Raw genomic sequence first — 21,138 nt, 5'->3', positions numbered from 1 at the left:
TTTTTGCTTTGGGCGGTGTGAGCGCTCAAAATCCATGGCTCAACAAAAAAGGGGCTTCAAAATGCCATGCGTCGCCGCATTGTGCAGGCGCCGAGCATGGCTATTTTGAAGCCCGTTTTGTTAGGCCCACTTAGAGGCCGAAGGCGGATAGGATGAGACCCCAGCCGGCACCGATGACGTACATCATGATCAGGAACAGGACGTTTTCGCGGGCGCTGCGGTTGGTGCGGAACAGCACCAGATAGCCCACACCGGCAGAGATGAGCGTGCCGGCGAGCATCGGGGCCAGCTGCAGCGCGCCTTCCAGGTACAGTTGTGTGATGACGACGCTGGCCGAGCAGTTGGGGATCAGCCCAACAAGCGCCGAGCCCAGGACCGCAAGCGTCTCGTTGCCGCGCAGGAACTGCTCGATTGCGGACTCGCCGAAGGTCTCGAGTACGGCGACTAGGACCAGCGTCACCAGGAAAATAAAAATCGATACCTGCACGGTGTGCGAGATCGCGCTGCGGATAATCGACAGGACGGGCGCACCTTCGTGTGAGTGGGGGTGACCGTGGCCATGATGGTGTTCATGATCGCCCTCATGACCGTGATCGTGGCCATGTCCGTGTCCGTGTTCGTGCTCGTCCTCGTCTTCATCACAACCGCAATGGTCGCGCTCGCACAGCTCGTGGATGTGGTCGGCGCTCACGCCCGCCTCGGCCACCTCGTCGATGATGTCACCGCCAGTGTGGTCGTCGTGCGCGCAGTTCACGTGGGCCGGGTTGGCCGCGGTTCCCAGCACGGTACGGCGAATCGCCGCATGCGCGCGGGCATTACGACGAAGGCCGCGAATAGCCGCATCCACGATAAAGCCCGTGACCAGAGCGATCAGCGCCTTCGAGGCGAGCAGCATCGCCATGGTCTGCACGGGAACTTGCTCGGCGAGCAACAGCGGCAGCATCTCGTCGGAGGTCGAGAGGAACACGGCGACCAGCGTGCCCAGCGTCACGACGCGGCCAGCGTACAGCGTTGCCGCCATGGCCGAAAATCCGCACTGCGGCACCATGCCCAGCAACGAGCCAACCGCGGGGCCCGCGGCACCGGCACGCTTGATGGCGCCGTTAACGCTGTCGCCCGCAACGTGCTCCAAGGTCTCGAGGGCCAGATACGTCACCAACAAAAACGGCACCAGCGACAGCGTGTCCTTGCCAGCGTCGAGCAAAATATCAATCAGCAAATCCATGAAGGATGGAACCTTTCGTGTCTTTCGGCAGCATTGTAAAAGTCCTAGCGGTCAACTAGGGTATTGTAGTTGTCCTAGGCGCGATGCCAATAGTTGCCCATGGCAAACTATCATCTCGCCATAACTCAATGCCACCGAGCCGCGCGACGCGGCCCGTCCAAGGAGCAGTCTATGAACGTTTCACAAGCACTCGAATACGAGCGCCAGCCGTTTATTCCCATGTTTATCTATGGCGATCACGGCGCCATGGAATCCGAACGTCAGAAAGGCGAAGAGGCCCTCAAGGTGCTCGAGACCGAGTACTTTACCGCCGAGGGCGACCCCGGCTTCGACTTTGCCACCGTGCGCGACCTTGCCGATCGCAACCGCGACCTGTGCGACCAGATTGGCGAGGCGCGCCTGCGCAACGTGACGCCCGCGACGCTTTCGCGCGGCCTGTCCGACGCCGACACCTGCGCCGCCATCGGCAAGATGCAAAAGCGCACTGCCGCGTCCGTCATGCGCGAGATCCGCGGCGACCGCGACGCGCTCGGCGTCGCCTACGCTCGCAAGCCCATCCAAGGCACGGTGCTGGGCATCGACATCGAGACCACCGGTCGCGCGCCCGAGCGCGGCTACATCATCAACGTGGGCTGGGAAATCATAGAGCTCACCAGCGACGCCGTGCCGCATGACGCCGAGGCACACTACTGCGGCCTGCCCGACATCTATCGCGGCGAGGACGTGCCGCTGTCGAATATCCACCACATCACCTGGGACGACATCGACGGCAAAACGCCCTTCCGCGAGAACAAGGAACTGCAGAAGCAGCTGCTCAAGCTTATGAAGAAGTACCCGTACATGGCGCATAACGCCGCGTTCGAGGACAGCTGGTTCAAAATTCATCTGGACGGTTACGCCGAGGCACGCCGCGCCGGCAAGATCATCGTCATCGACTCGCGCCAGATCTGCCGCAGCCTGGATGCCGACGTCCGCTCGCTCCCCCGCGAATCCGCCCCCGCCGCGCTCGAGAACTGGGCGCGCCGCCGTGGAACCCTCGCCGCCGACGCCAACGAGCAGCATCTGGGCCTGGACGACACCGACCTCATGCTCCGCACCGTCCAAGCCGAGTTCAACCTCAAGAACCTATTCGCCAAGTAGAAACGCCTGCGACAAACCCCGGCGTAGATCACGAGCGGCCTCGCAGCGGGACCCCCCCCGCAGCGAGGCCGCCCTACGTTCCACAAATAAATCTGCCATCACAAATTCTGAACCCTCATTTTGAACGATTTCGGCCAATTCCCGACACGTAATTCGTTATCGGATGGTGATGCATCACTATCAAATGTGCGGCAGTTGAGTAGTTATATGCTATAGCTAAGCTGCGAAAACTTTTATCTAGGGCATACCAACTCATAATTGCGTCAAGTTTTTGGACAGCATTTGGTTAGACCTCTAAAACGACTTTTTCACTCAGCGCCATCAACACGGCATTAGCTGACACGATATATACCATGAGTATCGTATTGTCACATACCACTGCAAAAGCGGTCTACCAGGCCGCGCATTCGGTGTCTGCGAAAGGCATCGAGTCCTGTAACCCTGCCGCGATTTACGGATCATGTCCCACCGGAACGCTCCTTGACGCAGCCGCAGAATGGCTCACCAAACATGATGTTTCCCTCGACGCAAATGATTCCCTCGAGGTGATGGTGTTTCATCGCAGGAATGCGCGCTATGCAGTGAACTGTCAATGCCACGTTTCTTCAAAACGATTCTCGAACTCACGCTTTATAGAGCTTGAAGATGGCATCTTCATTGTTAGCGTTGAGCTTTGCGCACTTCAGGCCGCCACCTATCTCCCTTTTCGCGAACTGGTGGAGTACTACTTTGAATTGTGCAGCGCTTACTCCCTTGGAACCGGCTCTTCCACCTCTTATAGCGAGCGTTTCGCGCTCACCTCGACCGAGAGGTTAAAGCAGTTCTTTAATTCCATTACCAGATGCGACGGTCTGGCCCTTGCCCGAAAGGCGATCCAATGTGTGCGCGACGGATGCCGGTCTCCCATGGAAACGGCCTTTGTCATGATGCTAACGCTGCCCAAAAGCGAAGGAGGGCTTGGTATTAAGGGAATTGAGACCGATTACGAGGTGCAGGTCACCGCCGCCGCAAAGAATCTCACGAGACGCAAGAAGTTCTTTATGGATGCGTATCTAAAGAAATCTCGCACAGACATTGAATACAACGGTTTTTATCATGACGCGGAAGAAGACCGCGCCATCGATGAGGAACGCAAGAATGCGCTTGCGTCCATGGGATACGGAATCATCACCGTCTGCCGTTATTCCTTTATGCATGCCAGCGCTTTCGTTAGGGTCATGGAAGCGATCCAACGGAAAGAGGGCATACGCCCCTCGCGTCTGCCAAAAGACTTTCAAATCATGCAAGAGGACCTGAGACAGTTTGTGCTCAGAAGGTTTATAGAAAAAGCGAATTCAGAAGCAGCTTCGCCAGGATTCCGAAGAGCGCCAACGAATCGACCTCGAAAAAGCAACACTCGAAGGCATCACGCTGGATGACCCGACAATTAATGAAGTTCCGGCAATCGATGACATGCAGACTGTCGAATCCGACAGCCCATCATTTGCCCAAACAAGCAGCCTCGCGCCCGAGGGCAGGGTCTTCGGGGCCGGAGACTAGGCCGGCTAACAAGGTAGGTACCCTAGCGACGTGCAAAATTGCGAATATTCAGCAGGGTCGGCCCTCCAACACCCACAAGTTAATCCAAATGAGAAACAAAAACGCTATCGAAGGGGAACGTTAGGCAACATTTGAGGAAGATCTTGTCTGTTTACCGCCCTTGGATAACTCTTGAGCGGCTTTATTTGGCCGGGAATAGATAAACAGACCCCCAATAATTGCAGAATACTCCAATTTTTGCACGGCGCGGGGGCACCCACCTCGGCATCGACTATCAAAACCGCTCAGTCCGGGGTCTCGTCCACTATTCCCCATCATTTTGTCCGATGAATTACTTAAACGTTATTGACATATGAACATGCGCTCATATAATCGGAAGCAAGTTTTATGAGCGCATGTTCATATGAAAGGATATTGCAATGAGCATCCGCGTTGATGAAATGAAACCCGACACCGAGGCCACCGAGCCCGCGATCCCCACCACCTGCTCGCCCGAGGACCTTCCCGACGAGGAGCTTCTCTACGACCTCGCCGACCTGTTCAAGGTCTTCAGCGACACCACGCGCATCAAGATCCTCTATGCCCTCATGGGCCGCGAGCTCTGCGTGGCAGACATCGCCGAAGCGACCGAAACCTCGCAGTCCGCGGTGTCGCACCAGCTGCGCACACTCAAGCAGTCGCACCTGGTTAAATTCCGGCGCGACGGGCGCAATATCCTCTACTCGCTCGCCGACGACCACGTCTACACCATGCTCAACCAGGGCATGAGCCACATCTGCGAATAGCGACCAACCACGGTACCAGCGCGGCCTGCACCCAAGCCGCAAATACAGAGAAAGGAACCCACCATGAAAAAGCAGTTTAAACTCGACGAGATCGACTGTGCCAACTGCGCGCGTGAGCTTCAGGACGAGCTGGCCAAGCTCGAGGGCGTCAAATCCGTGTCCGTCAACTTTATGACCCAGAAGTTGACGCTCGAAGCCGATGACGCCGAGTTCGACGAGGTACTCAACCGCGTTGTAGAGTTTACGGCCGACGCCGAACCGGACTGCGAGATCATTCTCTAGCCCGGGTTTACGCCAACCTGCAAGGCCGCGCTTGCCGCGGCCTTTGCTCGCGAAATTATATGAGCGAGTGTTCATTCATTCAAATGGGAGGATACGAGTCATGACCACCGCCGATCCCAAAAAGAAAAAGAAGAAGCGTAAGAAGAAAGAGTCCCTTGAGCATAAGCGCAATCGTATCCTGGTAGCGCTAGGCATTTTTGCGGTGGTGTACGCCCTCGACGAGCTCGGTACCCTTACCGCCGCATTCGGCACCCCGGGCGACATCTACGCCAGCTTCGCACTGTTCCTCGTGCCGTTTTTGATTGCCGGCTACGACGTGCTCCAAAAGGCATGCAACAACATCCGCCGCGGCAAGGCGTTCGACGAGAGCTTCCTCATGGCCGCCGCGACCATCGGCGCGTTTGCCATGGTGCTCTTCCCCGATACCGACCCGCACATGGCCGAAGGCGCCGCCGTCATGCTGTTCTACCAGGTCGGCGAGCTGTTCCAGGCATACGCCGTGGGCAAGAGCCGTAAATCGATCAGCGCCATGATGGACATCGCACCCGACTACGCCAACGTCGAGCAACCCGACGGCTCACTCGAACAGGTCTTCCCCGATGACATCGCGGTCGGCACCGTGATCGTGGTCAAGCCCGGCGAGCGCGTGCCTATCGACGGCGTCATCGTCGAGGGCGAAACCCAGCTCGACACCGCCGCCCTTACCGGTGAGTCGGTCCCCCGCCCGGCCAAAACCGGAGACGATATCATCAGCGGCTGCATCAACATGACGGGGCTCATCCACGTGCGCACCACCAAGCCATTTGGCGAATCCACCGTCGCGCGCGTCCTGGAGCTCGTAGAAAACGCCAGCGAAAAGAAGGCGCGCACCGAGAACTTCATCACGCGCTTTGCCCGCATCTACACGCCCGCCGTCACCGGCGCTGCCGCGGTGCTCGCGCTCGGCGGCGGCTTGGTCACCGGCGCCTGGTCCGACTGGATCCTGCGCGGCCTGACCTTCCTGGTCGTCAGCTGCCCGTGCGCGCTCGTGATTAGCGTCCCGCTCAGCTTCTTTGGCGGCATTGGCGGCGCATCCAAGCTGGGCGTCCTCATCAAGGGCTCCAACTACCTCGAGACGCTCGCCGATGTGGACACCGTCGTCTTTGACAAGACCGGCACGCTCACCAACGGCACGTTTTCGGTCGTGGCGGTACACCCCGAAGCCGGCTATACCGAGCAGTCGTTGCTCGAGGTCGCCGCCCTTGCCGAGTCGTTCTCCGACCATCCCATCGCGCAGTCCGTGCGTGTCGCCTACCAGGGCGAGGTCGACCCCAAGCGCGTTAGCGACTCCGCCAACGACGCGGGCCACGGCGTGACGGCAACCATCGACGGCAAGCACGTCGTCGTTGGCAACGCAAAGATGCTCGCCGCGGCCGGAGTCGAAGCGCCCGATTGCGAGGTCGTCGGCACCATCCTCCACGTGCTAGTCGATGGCATCTATGCCGGCCACATTGTAATTGCCGACACCATAAAGGCCGATGCCGAGCAGACGATTCGCGACCTGCACGCCGCCGGCGTCAAGCGCACCGTCATGCTCACGGGCGACCGCGAGGAGGTTGCGGCGTCTGTGGCTAAGCGGCTGGGGCTCGACGAGTTCCACGCGCAGCTACTGCCGGGCGACAAGGTCGAGCGCGTCGAGGCATTGCTCGCGGGCGAAAGCGGCAAGGGCAAGCTCGCTTTTGTCGGCGACGGTATCAACGACGCACCCGTGCTTACCCGCGCAGACGTTGGCATCGCCATGGGCGCTATGGGCTCGGACGCCGCAATTGAGGCGGCGGACGTCGTGCTCATGGATGACAAGCCGTCCAACATCTCCCGCGCGATCCGCGTGGCGCGCAAGACCATGTCGATTGTTTGGCAGAACATCATCTTTGCGCTGGGCATTAAGCTGCTGATTTTGGTGCTGGCAGCGCTCGGCATCGCCAACATGTGGCTTGCTGTGTTCGGCGATGTGGGTGTGGCGATCATCGCCATCCTGAACGCCATGCGCGCGATGGGTGTCAAGAACTTGTAGCATACGTGGCTGTCCGGCCGGGGCCGGGCTTGGTTTTGAAAACGTCCTCGCGCATGAGGCCCGTCTTTCCTGCTCCTGCGGAGCAACGGAAAGGCGGGCCTCGCGCTGCGAAGTGTTTTCAAAACCAAGCCCGGTCCCGGCCTGCGATGACGTTGCTGGCGGTTCTTGGGCATCGCTTGCTGGCGGGGTTCCTTGTCTGAGTTGGACTTAGTTGGTGGGACCACTCGTCTCGGTCGCTGTCCCGCACCGTTCCGGCGCGGGAGGCGCGCCGCTGCGGGAGTGCTAGTCGGTCATTATTGGCGCCGAAGCACCGTCCCGTCCCAGCATCGCCCGTAGCTTCTCAAAGCTCTCCTCGCTCAGGCAGTGCTCCATGTGGCAGCCCTCTTGCGACGCCACCTCGGCCGATACGCCTGCATCCTCCAAAAGCCCCACGAAAAAGCAGTGGCGCTCCCACATTTGGCGCGCGACCTCCAGACCGCGCTCTGTCAGATGAACATCTCGTTTGCCCATTTCGACATAGCCGTTGCTTTCCAGCGTCGTCATGGCCTTGGAAACGCTCGCCTTGGTTACGCCGAGGTACTCCGCAACGTCGATCGAGCGCACGATGCCCTGACGTTCCGACAGAACGTAGATCGATTCGAGATAGTCTTCTCCGGATTCACGTAGGGCCATGGGCCGCCTTTCGCAATAATTGCTAGTTAGCCTTTGGATACTTTTCACAGCTTACTTTACCGCAAAAGTTGCCCATGTCTTACTACTTTGCCTAAAAGTTAGCCGTGTTTCACAAAACGTGCGGGACGAAAACAAAATGGGGACGCCCCGCAAGGGGTGTCCCCAGGTGCCGGCAGATAAGGAACGTCCCCAAGTGCCGAGCCGCAGCTATAACAGTCCAAAGTGCTTCGCGGCGTTGTAGATGCCGTCGTCGTCTACGGCGGTCGTAACGTAGGTCGCTGCGACCTTCACGGTATCCTGCGCGTTGCCCATGGCCACACTTGTGCCCACGGCAGAAAACATCGACAGGTCGTTCTCGCCGTCGCCAAAGGCGATCGCCTCGCTTGCATCGATTCCCAGGCGCTCCAGCGTCGCTGCCACGCCCAGGTTCTTACCGCCGTTGGCCGGAATAATATCGCAGAACAGATCACACCAGCGCGTAGTGAGCGAATGCGACACCGCATCGGTCACGATATGCTCGTCGGCCGGGTCCACAAAGGCGCAGAACTGGTAGACCGGCGCATCGAAGGCATGGTCAAACGGCTCCTCGTGGTAGACGATTCCCGCATTGCAGCCGGCAGTCACCACGCGCTCGGACAGGCGGTTCACAAACGAGTTCTCGCCCTGCATGCACAGCGAGTCATAGCGCCCCTGCGCCACCTGGTCCACAATCACCGCAACGTCGTCCGGGTCAATCGGGCAGCTACGGTAGACGCCCTCGGCATCAAAGCAGTGCTGGCCCGAAAGCGTAATGTACGCATCCCAACCCAAGTTGAACAGCCAATCAGGCATCTGGTAGGTCGGGCGACCCGTGGCAATCACGCACACAATCCCCTGCTCGTGAAAGCTGTCGAGCACCTGCTGCGCCGACGCCGGAATCCGGTGGGTCTTAAAGCTCAGCAGCGTGCCGTCGATATCGAAAAACGCGGCTTTGATCATCCTCGTCTACTCCTCGCCCTCGAGCTTTTCGCTCGCCTCGAGCCACGCCATCTCCAGCTCGTCCATGGCGGCGTGGGCCTCGTCGATCTTTGCCTGCTGCTCGCCAAGCGCCGTGTAGTTGGTGGGATCGACCTGGGCCATGGCGGCCTCGGCCTCCTCCACGCGGGCACGCTGCGTTTCCATCTTGCGCTCGAGCGAGCTCACCTCGCGGCGGAGCTTCTGGCGCTCGGCGTTGGACAGGCCGTTGGGCTGCCCGCTCGCCTTGGGCTTATCGGCCACAACCGCTGCGGCGCCGGTGTCGAACGTGCCGGTCTTGGCGCTCGGCGCGCCCACGGGCTCGCCCTCGGCGGTGGCGTTGCACAGGCGCAGGTACTGGTCGACGCCGCCGGGCATATGCGTCAGGTGGCCGTCGAGCAACGCCCACTGCTGGTCGGTCACGCGCTCCATGAGGAATCGGTCGTGCGTCACCAGGATCAGCGTGCCCGGCCAGCCGTCGAGCAGGTCCTCGACAATCGCGAGCATGTCGGTATCCAGGTCGTTGCCCGGCTCGTCCAGGATAAGCACGTTGGGCTCGTCCAGAATTGTCAGCAGCAGCGACAGGCGACGGCGCTGGCCGCCCGAAAGGTCGCCGATGCGGCTCCAGAGCTGCTGCGTCGTAAAGCCCAGGCGCTCGCAAAGCTTCTCGGGCGAAGTCTCCTTGCCGTCGATGACGTAGTACTTCTTATAGTTGCTAAGCACCTCGCGGATCGTGTCGCCCATGTAGGGCTCGAGCTCCTCGAGCTGCTGCGACAGCACGCCAAAGCGTACCGTCTGGCCGATCTTTACACGGCCGCGCAGGGGCGCAATCTTGCCCTGGATTACGTCAAGTAGCGTCGACTTGCCGGCGCCGTTCTCACCCAAAAGACCATAGCGGTCGCCCGCGCCGATAAGCCAGGTCACGTCGGAGAGCACCTGCTTGGGCGCGCCGTCGGTATCCGCATAGCCGGCGTCCACGTCGATCACGTCGATGACCTGCTTGCCCAGGCGGTTCACCGCCAGGCGCTTGAGCTCCAGCTCGTCGCGCACGGGCGGCACGTCGGCGATGAGTTCGCGAGCGGCATCCACGCGAAACTTGGGCTTGGTGGAGCGCGCCTGGGCGCCGCGGCTCAGCCACGCGAGCTCCTTGCGCGCCATGTTGCGACGACGCTCCTCGGTAACTGCGGCCATGCGGTCGCGCTCCACGCGCTGCAGGATGTATGCCGAGTAGCCGCCCTCGAAGGGATCGACCTGGCCGTCGTGGACCTCCCACATGCTGGTGCAGACCTCGTCCAAGAACCAGCGGTCGTGCGTGACCACGAGCATGGCGCCCTGGCCGCGCTGCCAGCGGGCCTTTAAGTGACGCGCGAGCCAGTTGATGGTGCGCATGTCCAGGTGGTTGGTGGGCTCGTCGAGCATGAGCACGTCGTAGTCGCCGATCAGCAGGCGCGCAAGGTCCACGCGACGGCGCTGACCGCCCGAAAGCTCGCCCACCGTGCCCTCCCAGGGCACATCGCTAATGAGACCGGCGAGGATCTGGCGCGTACGCGGACTCGACGCCCACTCATACTCGGGCGTGTCGCCCACGACGGCATGGTGCACGGTGTCGGTGTCGACAAGCTGGTCCTTTTGGCCGAGCAGACCGATCGTGGTGCCTCGGCGGTGCGTCACGCGGCCGTCGTCGGGATCCAGCGTGCCGGCGAGCACGCTCAGCAGCGTCGACTTGCCGTCGCCGTTTTTGCCGACGATGCCAATACGGTCGCCCTCGCCCACGCCGAGCGTTACGCTATCGAAAATATGCTTGGTGGGAAACTCTAGGCTGATGGAATCGCATCCCAAAAGAATCGCCATATGCCCTGCTCCTTCGTAGAAATTCAACGTTGTCCATGATAGCAGCGAGCCCCACCCCAAACCACCACGAAGGTGCCTGTCCCCTTTGTGGTGGTCGGTCTGGCAGCGACACAAAAAGGCGGGCCATCTCACAAAAGAGATAACCCGCCCCTCCAATCAGTCCCGTGGCGACCGTGGCCGCCGCGGGCCTCAAGCATGTCCCGGACTAGGAGAACATGCCGGTGAGGTAATCATTCAGCCGCTTATCCTTGGGCCGTTGGAAAATCTCGTCAGTCTCGTCGTACTCGACCATATCGCCCATGTAGAAGAACGCCGTGCGGTTGGACACGCGCGACGCCTGCTCCATGTTGTGCGTCACGATGACGATGGCGCGCTCGGCCACAATCGACGACATAAGGTCCTCGATCGCCAGCGTCGAGATGGGGTCGAGCGCCGAGCAGGGCTCGTCAAACAGGATCACGTCGGGGTTGAGCGCCAGCGTGCGCGCAATGCACAGACGCTGCTGTTGACCACCCGAAAGCGCATAGGCGCTCTTGTCGAGCTTGTCCTTGACCTCGTCCCAAAGCGCCGCGCCGCGCAGGCTTTCCTCGACCATGCGGTCGAGCTCGTCGCGGTCGGTGATGCCGTGGCGCTTAGGCGCAAACGTGATGTTGTCGCGAATGGACTTGCGGAACGGGTTGGGCTGCTGGAACACCATGCCAATGGAACGGCGCAGCTCGTAGGTGTTTTCGGTCTTGGTGTTCACGTTGCGCCCGCGATAGTTGATCTCGCCCTCCACGCGGCAGCCGCGAATCTCGCGATTCATGAGGTTGAGGCTACGCAAGAAGGTCGACTTACCGCAGCCCGAAGGCCCAATGAGCGCCGTGATCTCGCCCTTGTGGAAGTCGAGCGACGTATTGTGCAGTGCATGGTGGTCGCCATAGTACACGTTGACGTCCTTGGTGGAGAGCACGACCTCGTCGCTCACGGCCTTGCCGCTCACGCGCACGCGCTTCTCGCTCTCCCCCACGCTCGACAGGAAGTCCTGGGTCTCGGACGATGCCGCTTCGGTTGCGGGCGTTGCATTCATCTCGCTCATTCGGCCGTCATCCTTCTTGCCAGTTGCTTGCCCACGATACGGGCGACTACGTTAAACAGCAGCACGCAAATCATCAGCAGCGCCGCGGTGCCCCAAACAATCTGCTGGGCCTCGGGGCTGCCCTCGCCATAGATCTTGTAGATGTGCACGGCGAGCGACTCGCCGGGACGGAACACGTTCCAAGCGCAGGTGGGGCTCGACAGGTTAAAGCTCAAGAAGTTCAGGCGAACCGGCGAGCTCATACCCGAGGTAAAAAGCAGTGCTGCGGCCTCGCCAAACACGCGACCGGCCGAAAGCACGATGCCCGTCACGATGGCAGGCATGGCCTCGGGGATCAGGATGTGCAGCGTGGCCTCCCAGCGAGTGAGGCCCATGGCCAGGCACGCATCGCGCTGGGCCTGCGGCACGTCCTCGAGCGCCTGCTGGATCACGCGCACCAGGATGGGGATGTTGAACATGGTGAGCGCGACGGCGCCGGAGATGATGGAGTACTTCCAGCCCAGCTGCACCGAGAACACCAGAAAACCGAACATGCCGACGACGATGGAAGGCAGCGAGGACAACGTCTCGATGGCGGTGGAGGCGATGTCGCGGATGGGTCCGTCCGGCGCGTACTCAACCAAAAAGACCGCTCCGCCCAGGCTGATGGGCACCGAGATGATCAGGGTGATCAGCAGCAGGTAGAACGAGTCGAACAGCTGGTAGAGCACGCCGCCCTGCGTTCCGTTGGCGCGCGACGGCTCCGTGAGAAAGCCCGGCTGGAACAGCGTCGAGATGCCCTCGAACAGGATATAGGCCACCATGGAGACGACGATGAGCATGACGATGGCGACGATCGCCGTCAACACGCCCGTGGCGAAGCGGTCCTGCTTTTGGACACGCCCGAGCCTCGCCTCGTCGATGTGGATACGCGTGCTAGCCACGAGCCTTCGCCCCCTTGCGGCCGATAAGGTGGATGATCAGGATGAAGATGAGACTCATGCCCATCAGCAGCAGGCCGAGCGCCCACAGAACATCGTCTTGGGCCGAGCCCTCGGCATAGACTGCCATGGACGTGGTGAGCGTGGTGGTGATGGTCGAAGCCGGCGACAGCAGCGACGTCGGCATGGCCTCGATACCGCCGATGACCATGCGCACGGCGAGCGTCTCGCCAAAGGCGCGGGTCATGCCCAAGATAACCGCGGTCATGAGCGACGGCATGGCGGACTTGAGCACCACGTGCCAGATGGTCTGCCAGCGGGTGTAGCCCAGCGCGAGCGAGCCCTGGCGGTAGCCGTCGGGCACGGCGCGCAGGCCATCGACCGAAAGCGTGGTCATCGTCGGCAGAATCATGACCGCCAGCACGATGGCGCCGGGCAAGATGCCCAGGCCCGTGCTCACGTGGAAAACGCTCTTCATAAGACCGACGACAACGTGAAAGCCGATCAAGCCAAAGACGACCGAGGGAATACCGGTCAAAAGCTCAATAAGCGGCTGAAAAACCTTGGAACCAAACTTAGGCTGGATCTCGACCGCAAAGATGGCAGAGCCGATGGCGATGGGCAGCGCGATGAGCGTGGAGAGCACCATGACCGCAAACGAGGTGACGATCAGGGGCAGGGCGCCGGTATAGGGCAGGCCGTTTTCGGCTGTGTTGGCCAGGTCCCACTTGGTGCCGGTGAAAAACTCGACGACCGAGACGCCGTCCTTGACAAAAGCCGAGAGGCCCTTTTGGGCGACCATAAAGATGAGCGCGGCAACGACAAGCGTCACGAGCGCTACGCACGCGCCCGTGACGCCCAGGCCCACGTTCTCAAGGTCGCGCTTTGGCAGCTGTTTTGCCATTGCAAACCTTTCCGGGGCGATTACTTATTTAGCAGAGACCTTGCCGCTGGCGTCCTTGACGACCTTCATGGCAGAGACGGGGATGAAGCCCTGCTCCTCGACGAGCTTGCCCTGGACGTCGTCGGAAAGCATGAACTCCAGGAAGGCCTTGGTGGCCTCGTCGGCGTCCTTGGAGCAGTACATGTGCTCGGTAGCCCAGATCTTGAAGGAGTCATCAGTGACATTCTTGCTCTTGGGCTCGACGCCCTCGACCTTGATGGCGTTGAACTTGGAGTCATCGAAGTGCGAGAAGTCGAGGTAGGAGATGGCGTTATCGGTGCTGCCCATCTGAGTCTGGACGTCGCCGGACTTGTCGAGCTCGGCGTCGCCCTTAAAGTCGACGGCCTCGTCGCCAAAGACGGCGGCCTCGAAGGTGGCGCGGGTGCCGGAGCCGGCCTTGCGGTTGAGGACGACGATGGTGGCGTCGTCGCCGCCGACCTCCTTCCAGTTGGTGATCTGGCCAGAGAAGATGCCCTTGAGCTGCTCGAGGGACAGGTCGTCGACCGTCACGTTCTTGGAGACGACGGGACCCATGCCCACGACGGCAACCTCGTGGTCGACGAGGTTCTTGACCTGGTCGGCCTCGAGCTTGGTCTCGGCGAAGACGTCGGAGTTACCGATGGTGACGGTGCCTGCGGCGACAGCGGTCAGACCCTTGCCCGAACCGTTGCCCGAGCCGGAAACGGAGACGTCCGGGTTGGCATCCATGAACTTCTCGGCAGCAGCCTCGACGAGAGCCTGGAACGAGGAGGCACCGTCGTAGGTCACCTCGCCGGAGACGGACTCGGCAGTAGCAGCGGCGCTACCCTTGTCGGCGGCGTCGGATGCGCCGGAGCCGCCGCAACCAACGAGACCGAGACCGACGATGCTGGCAAAACCACCAGCGAGGCCGAGGAACTGACGACGAGAATAAGCCTGATCGAGCATGATCTTCCTTTCGTACATGCGACTCGCGGGCACCCTGCCCGCTTTGCTGTTTGGAAAGATACGACCCCGACCGGGCAGCGCCCGCGCCAACTGCGGTTTTTTACGGGCATCTGATAGACCCTTACCGCAAGCTCTGTCCAGCCTTTACAAACGGATAACAATCCAGCGCCGAACATGGCGCACCTTTTACACCAAAGGAACGTCCCCAATGACTACCCCACCGCAACAGAAAAAGCCCGGGCCGAAGCACCGGGCTCGTAATGCAAGTTTGTATCCAAGCAGGATATAGGGGTTTCCCAGGTGCCCGAGATTGCCCCGAAAGAGGAGCGCCGCGTACTTTGGTACGCAAGCGACGGTTTGAGGGGCAAGGTCGGGTGCCTGGGGAAGCCCTACAGTTCCAGTTCGTTGAGACGAAGGATCGCCACGATGTAAATCTTGAGCGCCTGTTTAAGCTGTTCTTCGCTGGCACACTCGTTGGGGCCGTGCATCTGGCCGCCCCACGCGGGCAGCTCCAGGCCGGTCTCTTCGGGGCCAAACGAGACGGCGCGGGCAAAGTTGCGCGCGTACGTGCCGCCGCCCATGGCAAAGGGCCCAGCATGCTTGCCGGTGAACTCGTTATAGGTATCGATAAGCGCCTTCACGGCCGGATCATCGGCAGAGACTGAGAACGGCACCTTAGCGCGACCCAGCTGGCACGTCACGCCAAAACGGCCCACGAGCGGGTCGAGCTGCTCGCGGATGGTATCGGCACTCGTACTGTCGGGGAAGCGCACGTCGATGACCTGCTCAATATGGCCATCCGCCACGCGGATGACTCCAGCGTTGCAGGTAAGCGGGCCAAACGCCGGACTCGTCGCATCGATACCTAGGCCGCGGCCATAGGCATCCGCATGCACAAAGGCCAGGAACTTGACGAATTCGTGCTCGGCAGGCGTCAGCAGGCGCTCGTCGCGTGCACCAAACGCGTCCTCGGCCTCGCGCAGATACGACACAATCAGGCCGACGGCGTTGATGGCGCCCTCAGGCATCGAAGCGTGGCCGCCAATACCGTGGGCGAAAATCTGCGCATGGCCATTGTCGAGCGCCGTGATCTCCAGGCGGTCGGCGTTCTCAACGGGCGCCGGCAGCTCATCGGCGGCAATCGAAAGCTCGCAGATGGACTGCGACGGAATGGCATTGCTCGCCTCGGAGCCGCTCCACGACACGATGCGCCCGCCGTCGATCTTGGGGCTCACGAACGTCGCCCCAAACTGGCCCTTCTCGGCATTGCAGACCGGGAACTCGGCATCGGGCGTAAACAAAAAGTCGGGGTCTGCGTGATTCTCCAGATAATGGTGAACGTCGGACATGCCCACTTCCTCATCGCAGCCCAGCAGCGCGCGGAAGGTATAGCGCGGCACAATGCCGTGCTTGAGCAGGTAGGCACCGGCGTAGAGCGACAACACCGCCGGACCCTTGTCATCAATCACGCCACGGCCGAGCAGCCAGCCCTCGCGACGCTCCATCGCAAATGGGTCGGTGTTCCAGCCGGGGCCGGCGGGCACCACGTCCACGTGGCAGATGGTCGCGAGCTGCTTGTCGCCGCGACCCGGGATATCGGCAATGCCCACATAGCCCTCGTCGTCGCTCGTCTGGTAGCCGAGCTTTTGCGCAATGCCGAGCGCGCAATCGAGCGCATCACGAACCGGGCGGCCAAACGGCGCGCTAGGCTCCGCATCGGCAGCAACGGCTACGGACGGATAACTCACCAGCTGCTCGATATCGGCGACGACGTCCTCCCAGACCTCGTCGACATACTCGGTAACGCTCTGCTCCACCTGATTCATGGACGACCTCCTTACCAATGAGCGACGGGTACGCCCGCCCCTCACATCAAATACTTATATAGCGAAAAGTTTAGCAAGCTCGGCCACCGAGTGCACCACCGCATCGGCGCCCGCAGCCTCGTGCTCCCCCGGCGCCGCCGCACCCGAATAGATGCCAATGCACGGCACGCCCACCGCGTGCGCGCCCTCGACGTCGTTAAAGCGGTCGCCAATCATCACGGCCTCGTCCGCGGTCGCGCCCAGGGCCGCCAGCGCATCGCGGACCGAATCCGCCTTGGTCTCGCGGCCCTGCGGCGGATTCATGCCAACCACGGCCTCAAACTGAGAAAGCCCCAGTTCACCCACCATGTCAACGCACTTTGCCTCCATGCGCGACGTCGCCACGGCCAAGCGCTTGCCCTGGGCGACCAACCCATCCAGCAGCTCGGGGATCCCGTCGAACACGGGATACTCCTCCGGTCCCAGCTCGTCAAAAAAGGCGCGGTACTCGTCGGCCACCACAAGCGACTCCTCGCGGGAGAAGCCATAAAAGTCGTGAAAACTCTTCCACAGGGGCGGCCCGATCATGCGACGCAGGTCACCCATCTGCGCCTCCGAAAACCCGCGTGCAGCCAGCGTCTTGCGCGTCGAGGTCATCACCGCCCGACCCGTATCGGCCACCGTGCCATCAAAATCAAACAGCACGACCGGCCGCTTGCATATCTCCAGCGCCTCCATCGGCATCCCTCTTCCCCAGTTGACGATTTCCACACCGACACTTCAAACTGTTGACTATTCAACAATTTAACCTAGCAATGTAGAGCAACTCCACTATACTTGTCGCACTTTGCTCTCAGAAGGCGGCGCCGTCGCGCCCCAACGAAAGGTGCAATTATGTCTTTTGCCATCATAACCGACTCCACGTCGGACATCTCCCCCGCCCGCGCCCAAGAGCTCGGCATTTACGTGATTCCGCTGCATGTGATTATCGAGGGCGAGGACCTGCTCGACCAGGTGCAGATTACCGCCCAGGAGTACGTCGCGCGCATGGCCGGCTCCGAGCAGCTGCCGCACACCTCGCAGCCGAGTGCCGGCGAGTTCAAGGAACTCTTTGACCGCGTGCGCGCCGACGGTCACGATAGCGCCATCTTTATCTCGCTGTGCAGCGAGTGGTCCGCCTGCTATGCCAACGCCAGCCTGACGGCCGAAACGCACGAGCTCGACGTGCGCTGCATCGACTCGCGCACCGGCTCGGGCGCCGAGGGCCTGCTGGTGGAGTACGCGCTGGCCATGCGCGAGGACGGCCGCAGCCTGGACGAGACCGAGGCGCAGATCCGCGCGACGCTGCCCGACGCCCACCTGCTGCTGATTCCCCGCACGCTCGAGAATCTCGTTAAGAACGGCCGCGCGCCCAAGCTCGCCGGCCAGCTCACGCAAATGCTCAACATTCGCCTGGCCGTTTCGCCGGAGTGGAAATCGGGCGAGATCAAGGCCATAAAAAAGGGCCGCGGTGCCAAACGCATCGTTACCAACACCATGGCCGATTGCCTCGCATTTTTGGCCGAGCATCCGGGCTCCAGCGTGCGCGTGCTCACGACCGGCGCCGCCGAGGAGCAGGAGCTCGTCAGCCAAGCGCTCGCAGGCCAAGACTATGTAGACGCCGGCACCGGCCCCATCGGCTGCACCATCGCCACCCATGTAGGCGTCGATGCCATAGCCATCAGCTACTGCCCCCGCTACCAGCCCATCCACTAGGGACGCCCACATCAGTTGCGGTGAAATAGGGACCGTTTTTGGCTTATTAGCTGTCAATCAATCCCTATTCCACCGCAACTTGGAAATCGGCGATCAGCCCAGCGGACCCTGAAACAGCTCCTGATGAGTGCCCATTCTCACCAGCCTAATCACTGGGTTAGTCTTATGGGGAAGATAAAGAACGACCACATCGACCAAGCCATCGGATAGGTGGAAATCGATGTGGCCGTTGTAGTTTCCGCCCGGGTTTGAGAGCTCGTGGGCGCCATACTCCGCCGGAAGTGACCCATGAGCCACAAGCTCTGCAACCGCCGCTTTAAACTCACTTTTTAGCTGCGGATGCATGCGCATCGTTCGTTTGTAGTCCACCTTAAATTGAGCCTCGACTTTAATCTCGAACATCGCTATTCCTCATCGAGGAATGACATAAGCTCATCAGCGTTATTGAATGACAGGCTATCGTCCGGCAAAATCCCCAACTCATGAGCCTCGGCAATCACCATGGCGCGCCTCGTCGCCTCGTTGGGCACCTCCGCCCTTCCTACAATCTCAAAAGGAATCTTTCGCTGATTTACAAGCTGCCGAACGGCAAGATTGAGATAGGAATTGAGGCTGAGGCCGACCGAATCCAAGAACTCAGTCGCCTGTTCCTTGAGCCCCTCTTCGATGCGAACCGTCGTAGGCTTAACCGTTGCAGTAGACATATGCGACCTCCTCGCCTCGTCTTTTGCATCAGTATACCCAATATAAATGGCAATCTGATGTTAGATAACATCAGATTGCCATGCGTATTCATGTCGCGTGGGCACGATTGATCTACATCAGCCCGCTCAGGGCGATGTCGACGGCTTCGTTGAGGTCGTCGGTGATGTGCACGAGCTCGGGATCGAGCGGGCTGATCATGCCGGCGTCCATCACCGGGCCGTTGAGCCAGTCGAACAGGCCCTGCCAGTACTCGGTGCCCACCAAAACGAGCGGCATACGCTTGACCTTGTGCGTTTGCACCAGCGTGAGCACCTCGAACATCTCGTCGAGCGTGCCAAACCCGCCGGGAAACACAATAGCGCCCGAGCTGTATTTGACGAACATGGTCTTGCGCACAAAGAAGTAACGGAAGTCCATGCCGAGGTTCACGTATTTGTTGAGCCCCTGCTCGTGCGGCAATTCAATGCCCAGGCCAACTGACTTACCATTGACGCTCGCCGCTCCCTTGTTGGCCGCTTCCATGATGCCGGGGCCGCCACCGGTGATAACCGCCACGCCGCGCTGGGCAATCTTACGCCCGACGGTGCGCGCCGCCTTGTAGAGCGTATCGGTCTTGGGCGTGCGGGCGCTACCGAAGATGGTCACCGCAGGTCCGAGCTCGGCAAGCGCGCCAAAACCGTCGACAAACTCGGCCTGGATGCGCAGTACGCGCCACGGATCGGCATGCAACCAGTCGGTCGACTCCTCGGGCGCCAGCAGGTTAGCGTACGTATTGTCCTTAGGAATCATCGGGCCGCGCATGACCACGGGGCCGCGGCGGTACGTCTCGTCGTAGGCAGGCTCGCCCTCGACATTCTCGTTCTTAATCATGGGTACTCCTATCGAGAAAAAGAAAACGGGCGGGGTCGACGCCATGCGTCAAACACCCGCCCGAACATCAACTATTCGGTATGGTACCCACGATGCATCATGCGCTTGCAAGGCATCGGTCAGCGGTCGCGCAGACAGTGTTAGCGAACGCGACGACCGGCCGGCGCTCGCCCCTTGCCGTTGCCCGCGCCCTGCAAGCGCCCGCGCCGCCCTTAGTAATCCACCGCCGCAGGGCTGTTCATCCAGTCACTCACGAACGCGCCGTAACGACCCTCGATAATGGCCTGGCGAGCACGCTGCATAAGGTTGAGCAAGTAGTAGATGTTGTGCATCGACAGCAGAATGCCGCCGAGCATCTCCTTCTGCGTGACCATGTGGCGAATGAGCGCGCGGCTGTAGCCGCCCGTGCACACCGGGCAGGTGCAGGTGGGATCGATGGGACCATCGTCGTGCGCAAAGCGAGCGTTGCGGAAGTTGAGGCGACCCTCGCTGGAGAACGCCGTACCCATGCGGCCCGTGCGCGTCGGCAGCACGCAGTCGAACATGTCGATACCCACGCCCACACCGCGCACGAGGGTGGTGGGGTTGCCGACGCCCATCAGGTAGCGCGGCTTGTGCTTGGGCATGTACTCGCTTACGAGCGGTGCCAGGGTCTCGAACATGGTCTCGTGGTCCTCGCCCACCGAGTAGCCGCCAATGCCGTAGCCCGGGAAGTCGCCGCACTCCTCCAGATGGCGCAGCGAGCGCAGGCGCAGGTCCAGATGCATGCCGCCCTGAACAATGCCAAAGAGTGCCTGGTCATCGCGGGTGTGAGCTTTATAGCAGCGCTCGGCCCACATGCTCGACAGCTCAACCGCGCGCTCAACGTAGGCGCGCGTGGCAGGATAGCCGGGGCACTGGTCGAGCTGCATGCAGATGTCGGAGCCGAGCTTCATGGCGATTTCCATGTTGTCCTCGGGCGTCCAGAACACGTGGCGGCCGTCGTAGTCATTGACGATAAAGCGCACGCCCTCGTCGGTGAGCTTGACGGCGTCGTTATGGCTAAAGACCTGGAATCCGCCCGAGTCGGTGAGGATGGGGCCGTGCCAGTTCATGAACTTATGCAGTCCGCCCAGCTCGGCGATGGTATCCTCGCCGGGGCGCATGGACAGGTGATAGGTATTGGCAAGCACGATCTGGGCGCCGAGCTGTTTGACGGTCTCGGTAGGAATGCCCTTGACGTTTGCCTTGGTGCCCACGGGCATGAAGATCGGTGTCTCGATGTCGCCGTGCGGGGTGTGCAGCACGCCGGCACGCGCATGCGTCGTCGGGTCCTCGGCGATCAGGTCGAATTTAAAAAGGCTCTGGTCCATAAACTGGAACTCCTTGGTTGCGGTTCATACGCAAACCATTATACGGGCAACCCGCAAGAAGCACCGACTCGACAGAAACTGATGCAAAGGGGTCATAGTCGTTTAAGAACGTCCCCAACGACTAAGTCATTACCAACAACAAAGGTAACGCCGATGTTTTGGTACCGACAGACACTATGACCCAATCCGAGGGCACTAAAAAGATAGGAGCCCCCGCTCGTGACCGCGGGTCGGGGCTGCGAC

20 protein-coding genes are annotated in these 21,138 nt (G+C 60.9%); 6 read left to right on the top strand and 14 right to left on the bottom strand.

The annotated features are described in order from the left end of the window. Positions 1 to 130: 130 nt before the first annotated feature. Positions 131 to 1,225 (bottom strand): putative manganese transporter, encoded by a 1,095-nt coding sequence (locus AAA069_RS06240; RefSeq protein ID WP_343000605.1) that lies wholly within the window; start codon positions 1,223 to 1,225, stop codon positions 131 to 133. A 171-nt stretch (positions 1,226 to 1,396) separates the two neighbouring features. Between AAA069_RS06240 and AAA069_RS06235 the strand changes: the two genes are divergently transcribed. The 5 genes from AAA069_RS06235 to AAA069_RS06215 all read left to right on the top strand — a co-directional run bounded on the left by AAA069_RS06235 (position 1,397) and on the right by AAA069_RS06215 (position 7,024). After that, complete coding sequence (locus AAA069_RS06235; protein WP_349127845.1) at positions 1,397 to 2,365, top strand: 3'-5' exonuclease; 969 nt, start codon at positions 1,397 to 1,399, stop codon at positions 2,363 to 2,365. A gap of 353 nt (positions 2,366 to 2,718) precedes the next feature. After that, positions 2,719 to 3,783: a hypothetical protein gene (locus tag AAA069_RS06230; protein WP_349127844.1), complete on the top strand. Its 1,065-nt coding sequence runs from the start codon at positions 2,719 to 2,721 to the stop codon at positions 3,781 to 3,783. A 561-nt stretch (positions 3,784 to 4,344) separates the two neighbouring features. Beyond that, complete coding sequence (locus AAA069_RS06225; protein WP_050766151.1) at positions 4,345 to 4,689, top strand: metalloregulator ArsR/SmtB family transcription factor; 345 nt, start codon at positions 4,345 to 4,347, stop codon at positions 4,687 to 4,689. Between the two features lie 63 nt (positions 4,690 to 4,752). Next, entirely contained in the window at positions 4,753 to 4,971 is a 219-nt protein-coding gene (locus AAA069_RS06220) for a heavy metal-associated domain-containing protein (protein WP_035137286.1), read from the top strand. A 100-nt stretch (positions 4,972 to 5,071) separates the two neighbouring features. After that, positions 5,072 to 7,024 (top strand): heavy metal translocating P-type ATPase, encoded by a 1,953-nt coding sequence (locus tag AAA069_RS06215; protein ID WP_349127843.1) that lies wholly within the window; start codon positions 5,072 to 5,074, stop codon positions 7,022 to 7,024. 282 nt (positions 7,025 to 7,306) lie between these two features. Here the strand turns inward: AAA069_RS06215 and AAA069_RS06210 are convergent, their stop codons facing one another. From AAA069_RS06210 to AAA069_RS06170, 9 genes are all read right to left on the bottom strand, one after another. Continuing rightward, the gene (locus AAA069_RS06210) at positions 7,307 to 7,696 is read right to left on the bottom strand and encodes a metal-dependent transcriptional regulator (RefSeq protein WP_148332816.1); all 390 of its coding nucleotides are present in this window, start codon (positions 7,694 to 7,696) and stop codon (positions 7,307 to 7,309) included. Between the two features lie 207 nt (positions 7,697 to 7,903). Continuing rightward, positions 7,904 to 8,674 (bottom strand): Cof-type HAD-IIB family hydrolase, encoded by a 771-nt coding sequence (locus AAA069_RS06205; RefSeq protein ID WP_349127842.1) that lies wholly within the window; start codon positions 8,672 to 8,674, stop codon positions 7,904 to 7,906. A gap of 6 nt (positions 8,675 to 8,680) precedes the next feature. Further along, positions 8,681 to 10,540 (bottom strand): ABC-F family ATP-binding cassette domain-containing protein, encoded by a 1,860-nt coding sequence (locus tag AAA069_RS06200; RefSeq protein WP_349127841.1) that lies wholly within the window; start codon positions 10,538 to 10,540, stop codon positions 8,681 to 8,683. A 205-nt stretch (positions 10,541 to 10,745) separates the two neighbouring features. After that, positions 10,746 to 11,618, bottom strand: a complete 873-nt coding sequence (gene pstB, locus AAA069_RS06195; protein WP_349127840.1) for a phosphate ABC transporter ATP-binding protein PstB — start codon at positions 11,616 to 11,618, stop codon at positions 10,746 to 10,748. Next, positions 11,615 to 12,541 (bottom strand): phosphate ABC transporter permease PstA, encoded by a 927-nt coding sequence (pstA, locus tag AAA069_RS06190; RefSeq protein WP_117770186.1) that lies wholly within the window; start codon positions 12,539 to 12,541, stop codon positions 11,615 to 11,617. Before pstA ends, pstB begins: the two co-directional genes overlap by 4 nt. Next, positions 12,534 to 13,442: a phosphate ABC transporter permease subunit PstC gene (gene pstC, locus AAA069_RS06185; protein ID WP_138112856.1), complete on the bottom strand. Its 909-nt coding sequence runs from the start codon at positions 13,440 to 13,442 to the stop codon at positions 12,534 to 12,536. The genes pstA and pstC overlap by 8 nt, the downstream gene beginning before the upstream one ends. Before the next feature lie 24 nt (positions 13,443 to 13,466). After that, positions 13,467 to 14,408, bottom strand: coding sequence for a phosphate ABC transporter substrate-binding protein (locus tag AAA069_RS06180; protein ID WP_349127839.1), 942 nt, complete (start codon positions 14,406 to 14,408; stop codon positions 13,467 to 13,469). A gap of 389 nt (positions 14,409 to 14,797) precedes the next feature. Next, positions 14,798 to 16,234 carry a M20 family metallopeptidase gene (locus AAA069_RS06175; RefSeq protein ID WP_349127838.1) on the bottom strand — a complete coding sequence of 479 codons (1,437 nt, stop codon included), beginning with the start codon at positions 16,232 to 16,234 and terminating at the stop codon, positions 14,798 to 14,800. Between the two features lie 54 nt (positions 16,235 to 16,288). After that, complete coding sequence (locus AAA069_RS06170) at positions 16,289 to 16,951, bottom strand: HAD hydrolase-like protein (protein WP_349127837.1); 663 nt, start codon at positions 16,949 to 16,951, stop codon at positions 16,289 to 16,291. A 156-nt stretch (positions 16,952 to 17,107) separates the two neighbouring features. Between AAA069_RS06170 and AAA069_RS06165 the strand changes: the two genes are divergently transcribed. After that, on the top strand, positions 17,108 to 17,968 hold the full coding sequence (locus AAA069_RS06165; RefSeq protein WP_152067858.1) for a DegV family protein: 861 nt from the start codon (positions 17,108 to 17,110) through the stop codon (positions 17,966 to 17,968). 93 nt (positions 17,969 to 18,061) lie between these two features. Here AAA069_RS06165 and AAA069_RS06160 read toward each other — a convergent pair whose 3' ends face one another. The 4 genes from AAA069_RS06160 to tgt all read right to left on the bottom strand — a co-directional run bounded on the left by AAA069_RS06160 (position 18,062) and on the right by tgt (position 20,895). Continuing rightward, the gene (locus tag AAA069_RS06160; RefSeq protein ID WP_055250871.1) at positions 18,062 to 18,370 is read right to left on the bottom strand and encodes a type II toxin-antitoxin system YafQ family toxin; all 309 of its coding nucleotides are present in this window, start codon (positions 18,368 to 18,370) and stop codon (positions 18,062 to 18,064) included. Positions 18,371 to 18,372: 2 nt separating this feature from the next. Next, positions 18,373 to 18,672, bottom strand: coding sequence for a type II toxin-antitoxin system RelB/DinJ family antitoxin (locus AAA069_RS06155; RefSeq protein WP_152067857.1), 300 nt, complete (start codon positions 18,670 to 18,672; stop codon positions 18,373 to 18,375). A gap of 112 nt (positions 18,673 to 18,784) precedes the next feature. Then, positions 18,785 to 19,543 (bottom strand): TIGR00730 family Rossman fold protein, encoded by a 759-nt coding sequence (locus AAA069_RS06150; protein ID WP_152067856.1) that lies wholly within the window; start codon positions 19,541 to 19,543, stop codon positions 18,785 to 18,787. Positions 19,544 to 19,755: 212 nt separating this feature from the next. Beyond that, positions 19,756 to 20,895 carry a tRNA guanosine(34) transglycosylase Tgt gene (gene tgt / locus AAA069_RS06145; RefSeq protein ID WP_055285790.1) on the bottom strand — a complete coding sequence of 380 codons (1,140 nt, stop codon included), beginning with the start codon at positions 20,893 to 20,895 and terminating at the stop codon, positions 19,756 to 19,758. Between the last annotated feature and the right edge of the window lie 243 nt (positions 20,896 to 21,138).

It is taken from the genome of Collinsella sp. CLA-SR-H006 (assembly GCF_040097075.1).
Taxonomy (GTDB): Bacteria; Actinomycetota; Coriobacteriia; order Coriobacteriales; family Coriobacteriaceae; genus Collinsella.
Note: the sequence above shows the minus strand (reverse complement) of the source record. Positions and strands in the feature narration are given on the sequence as shown.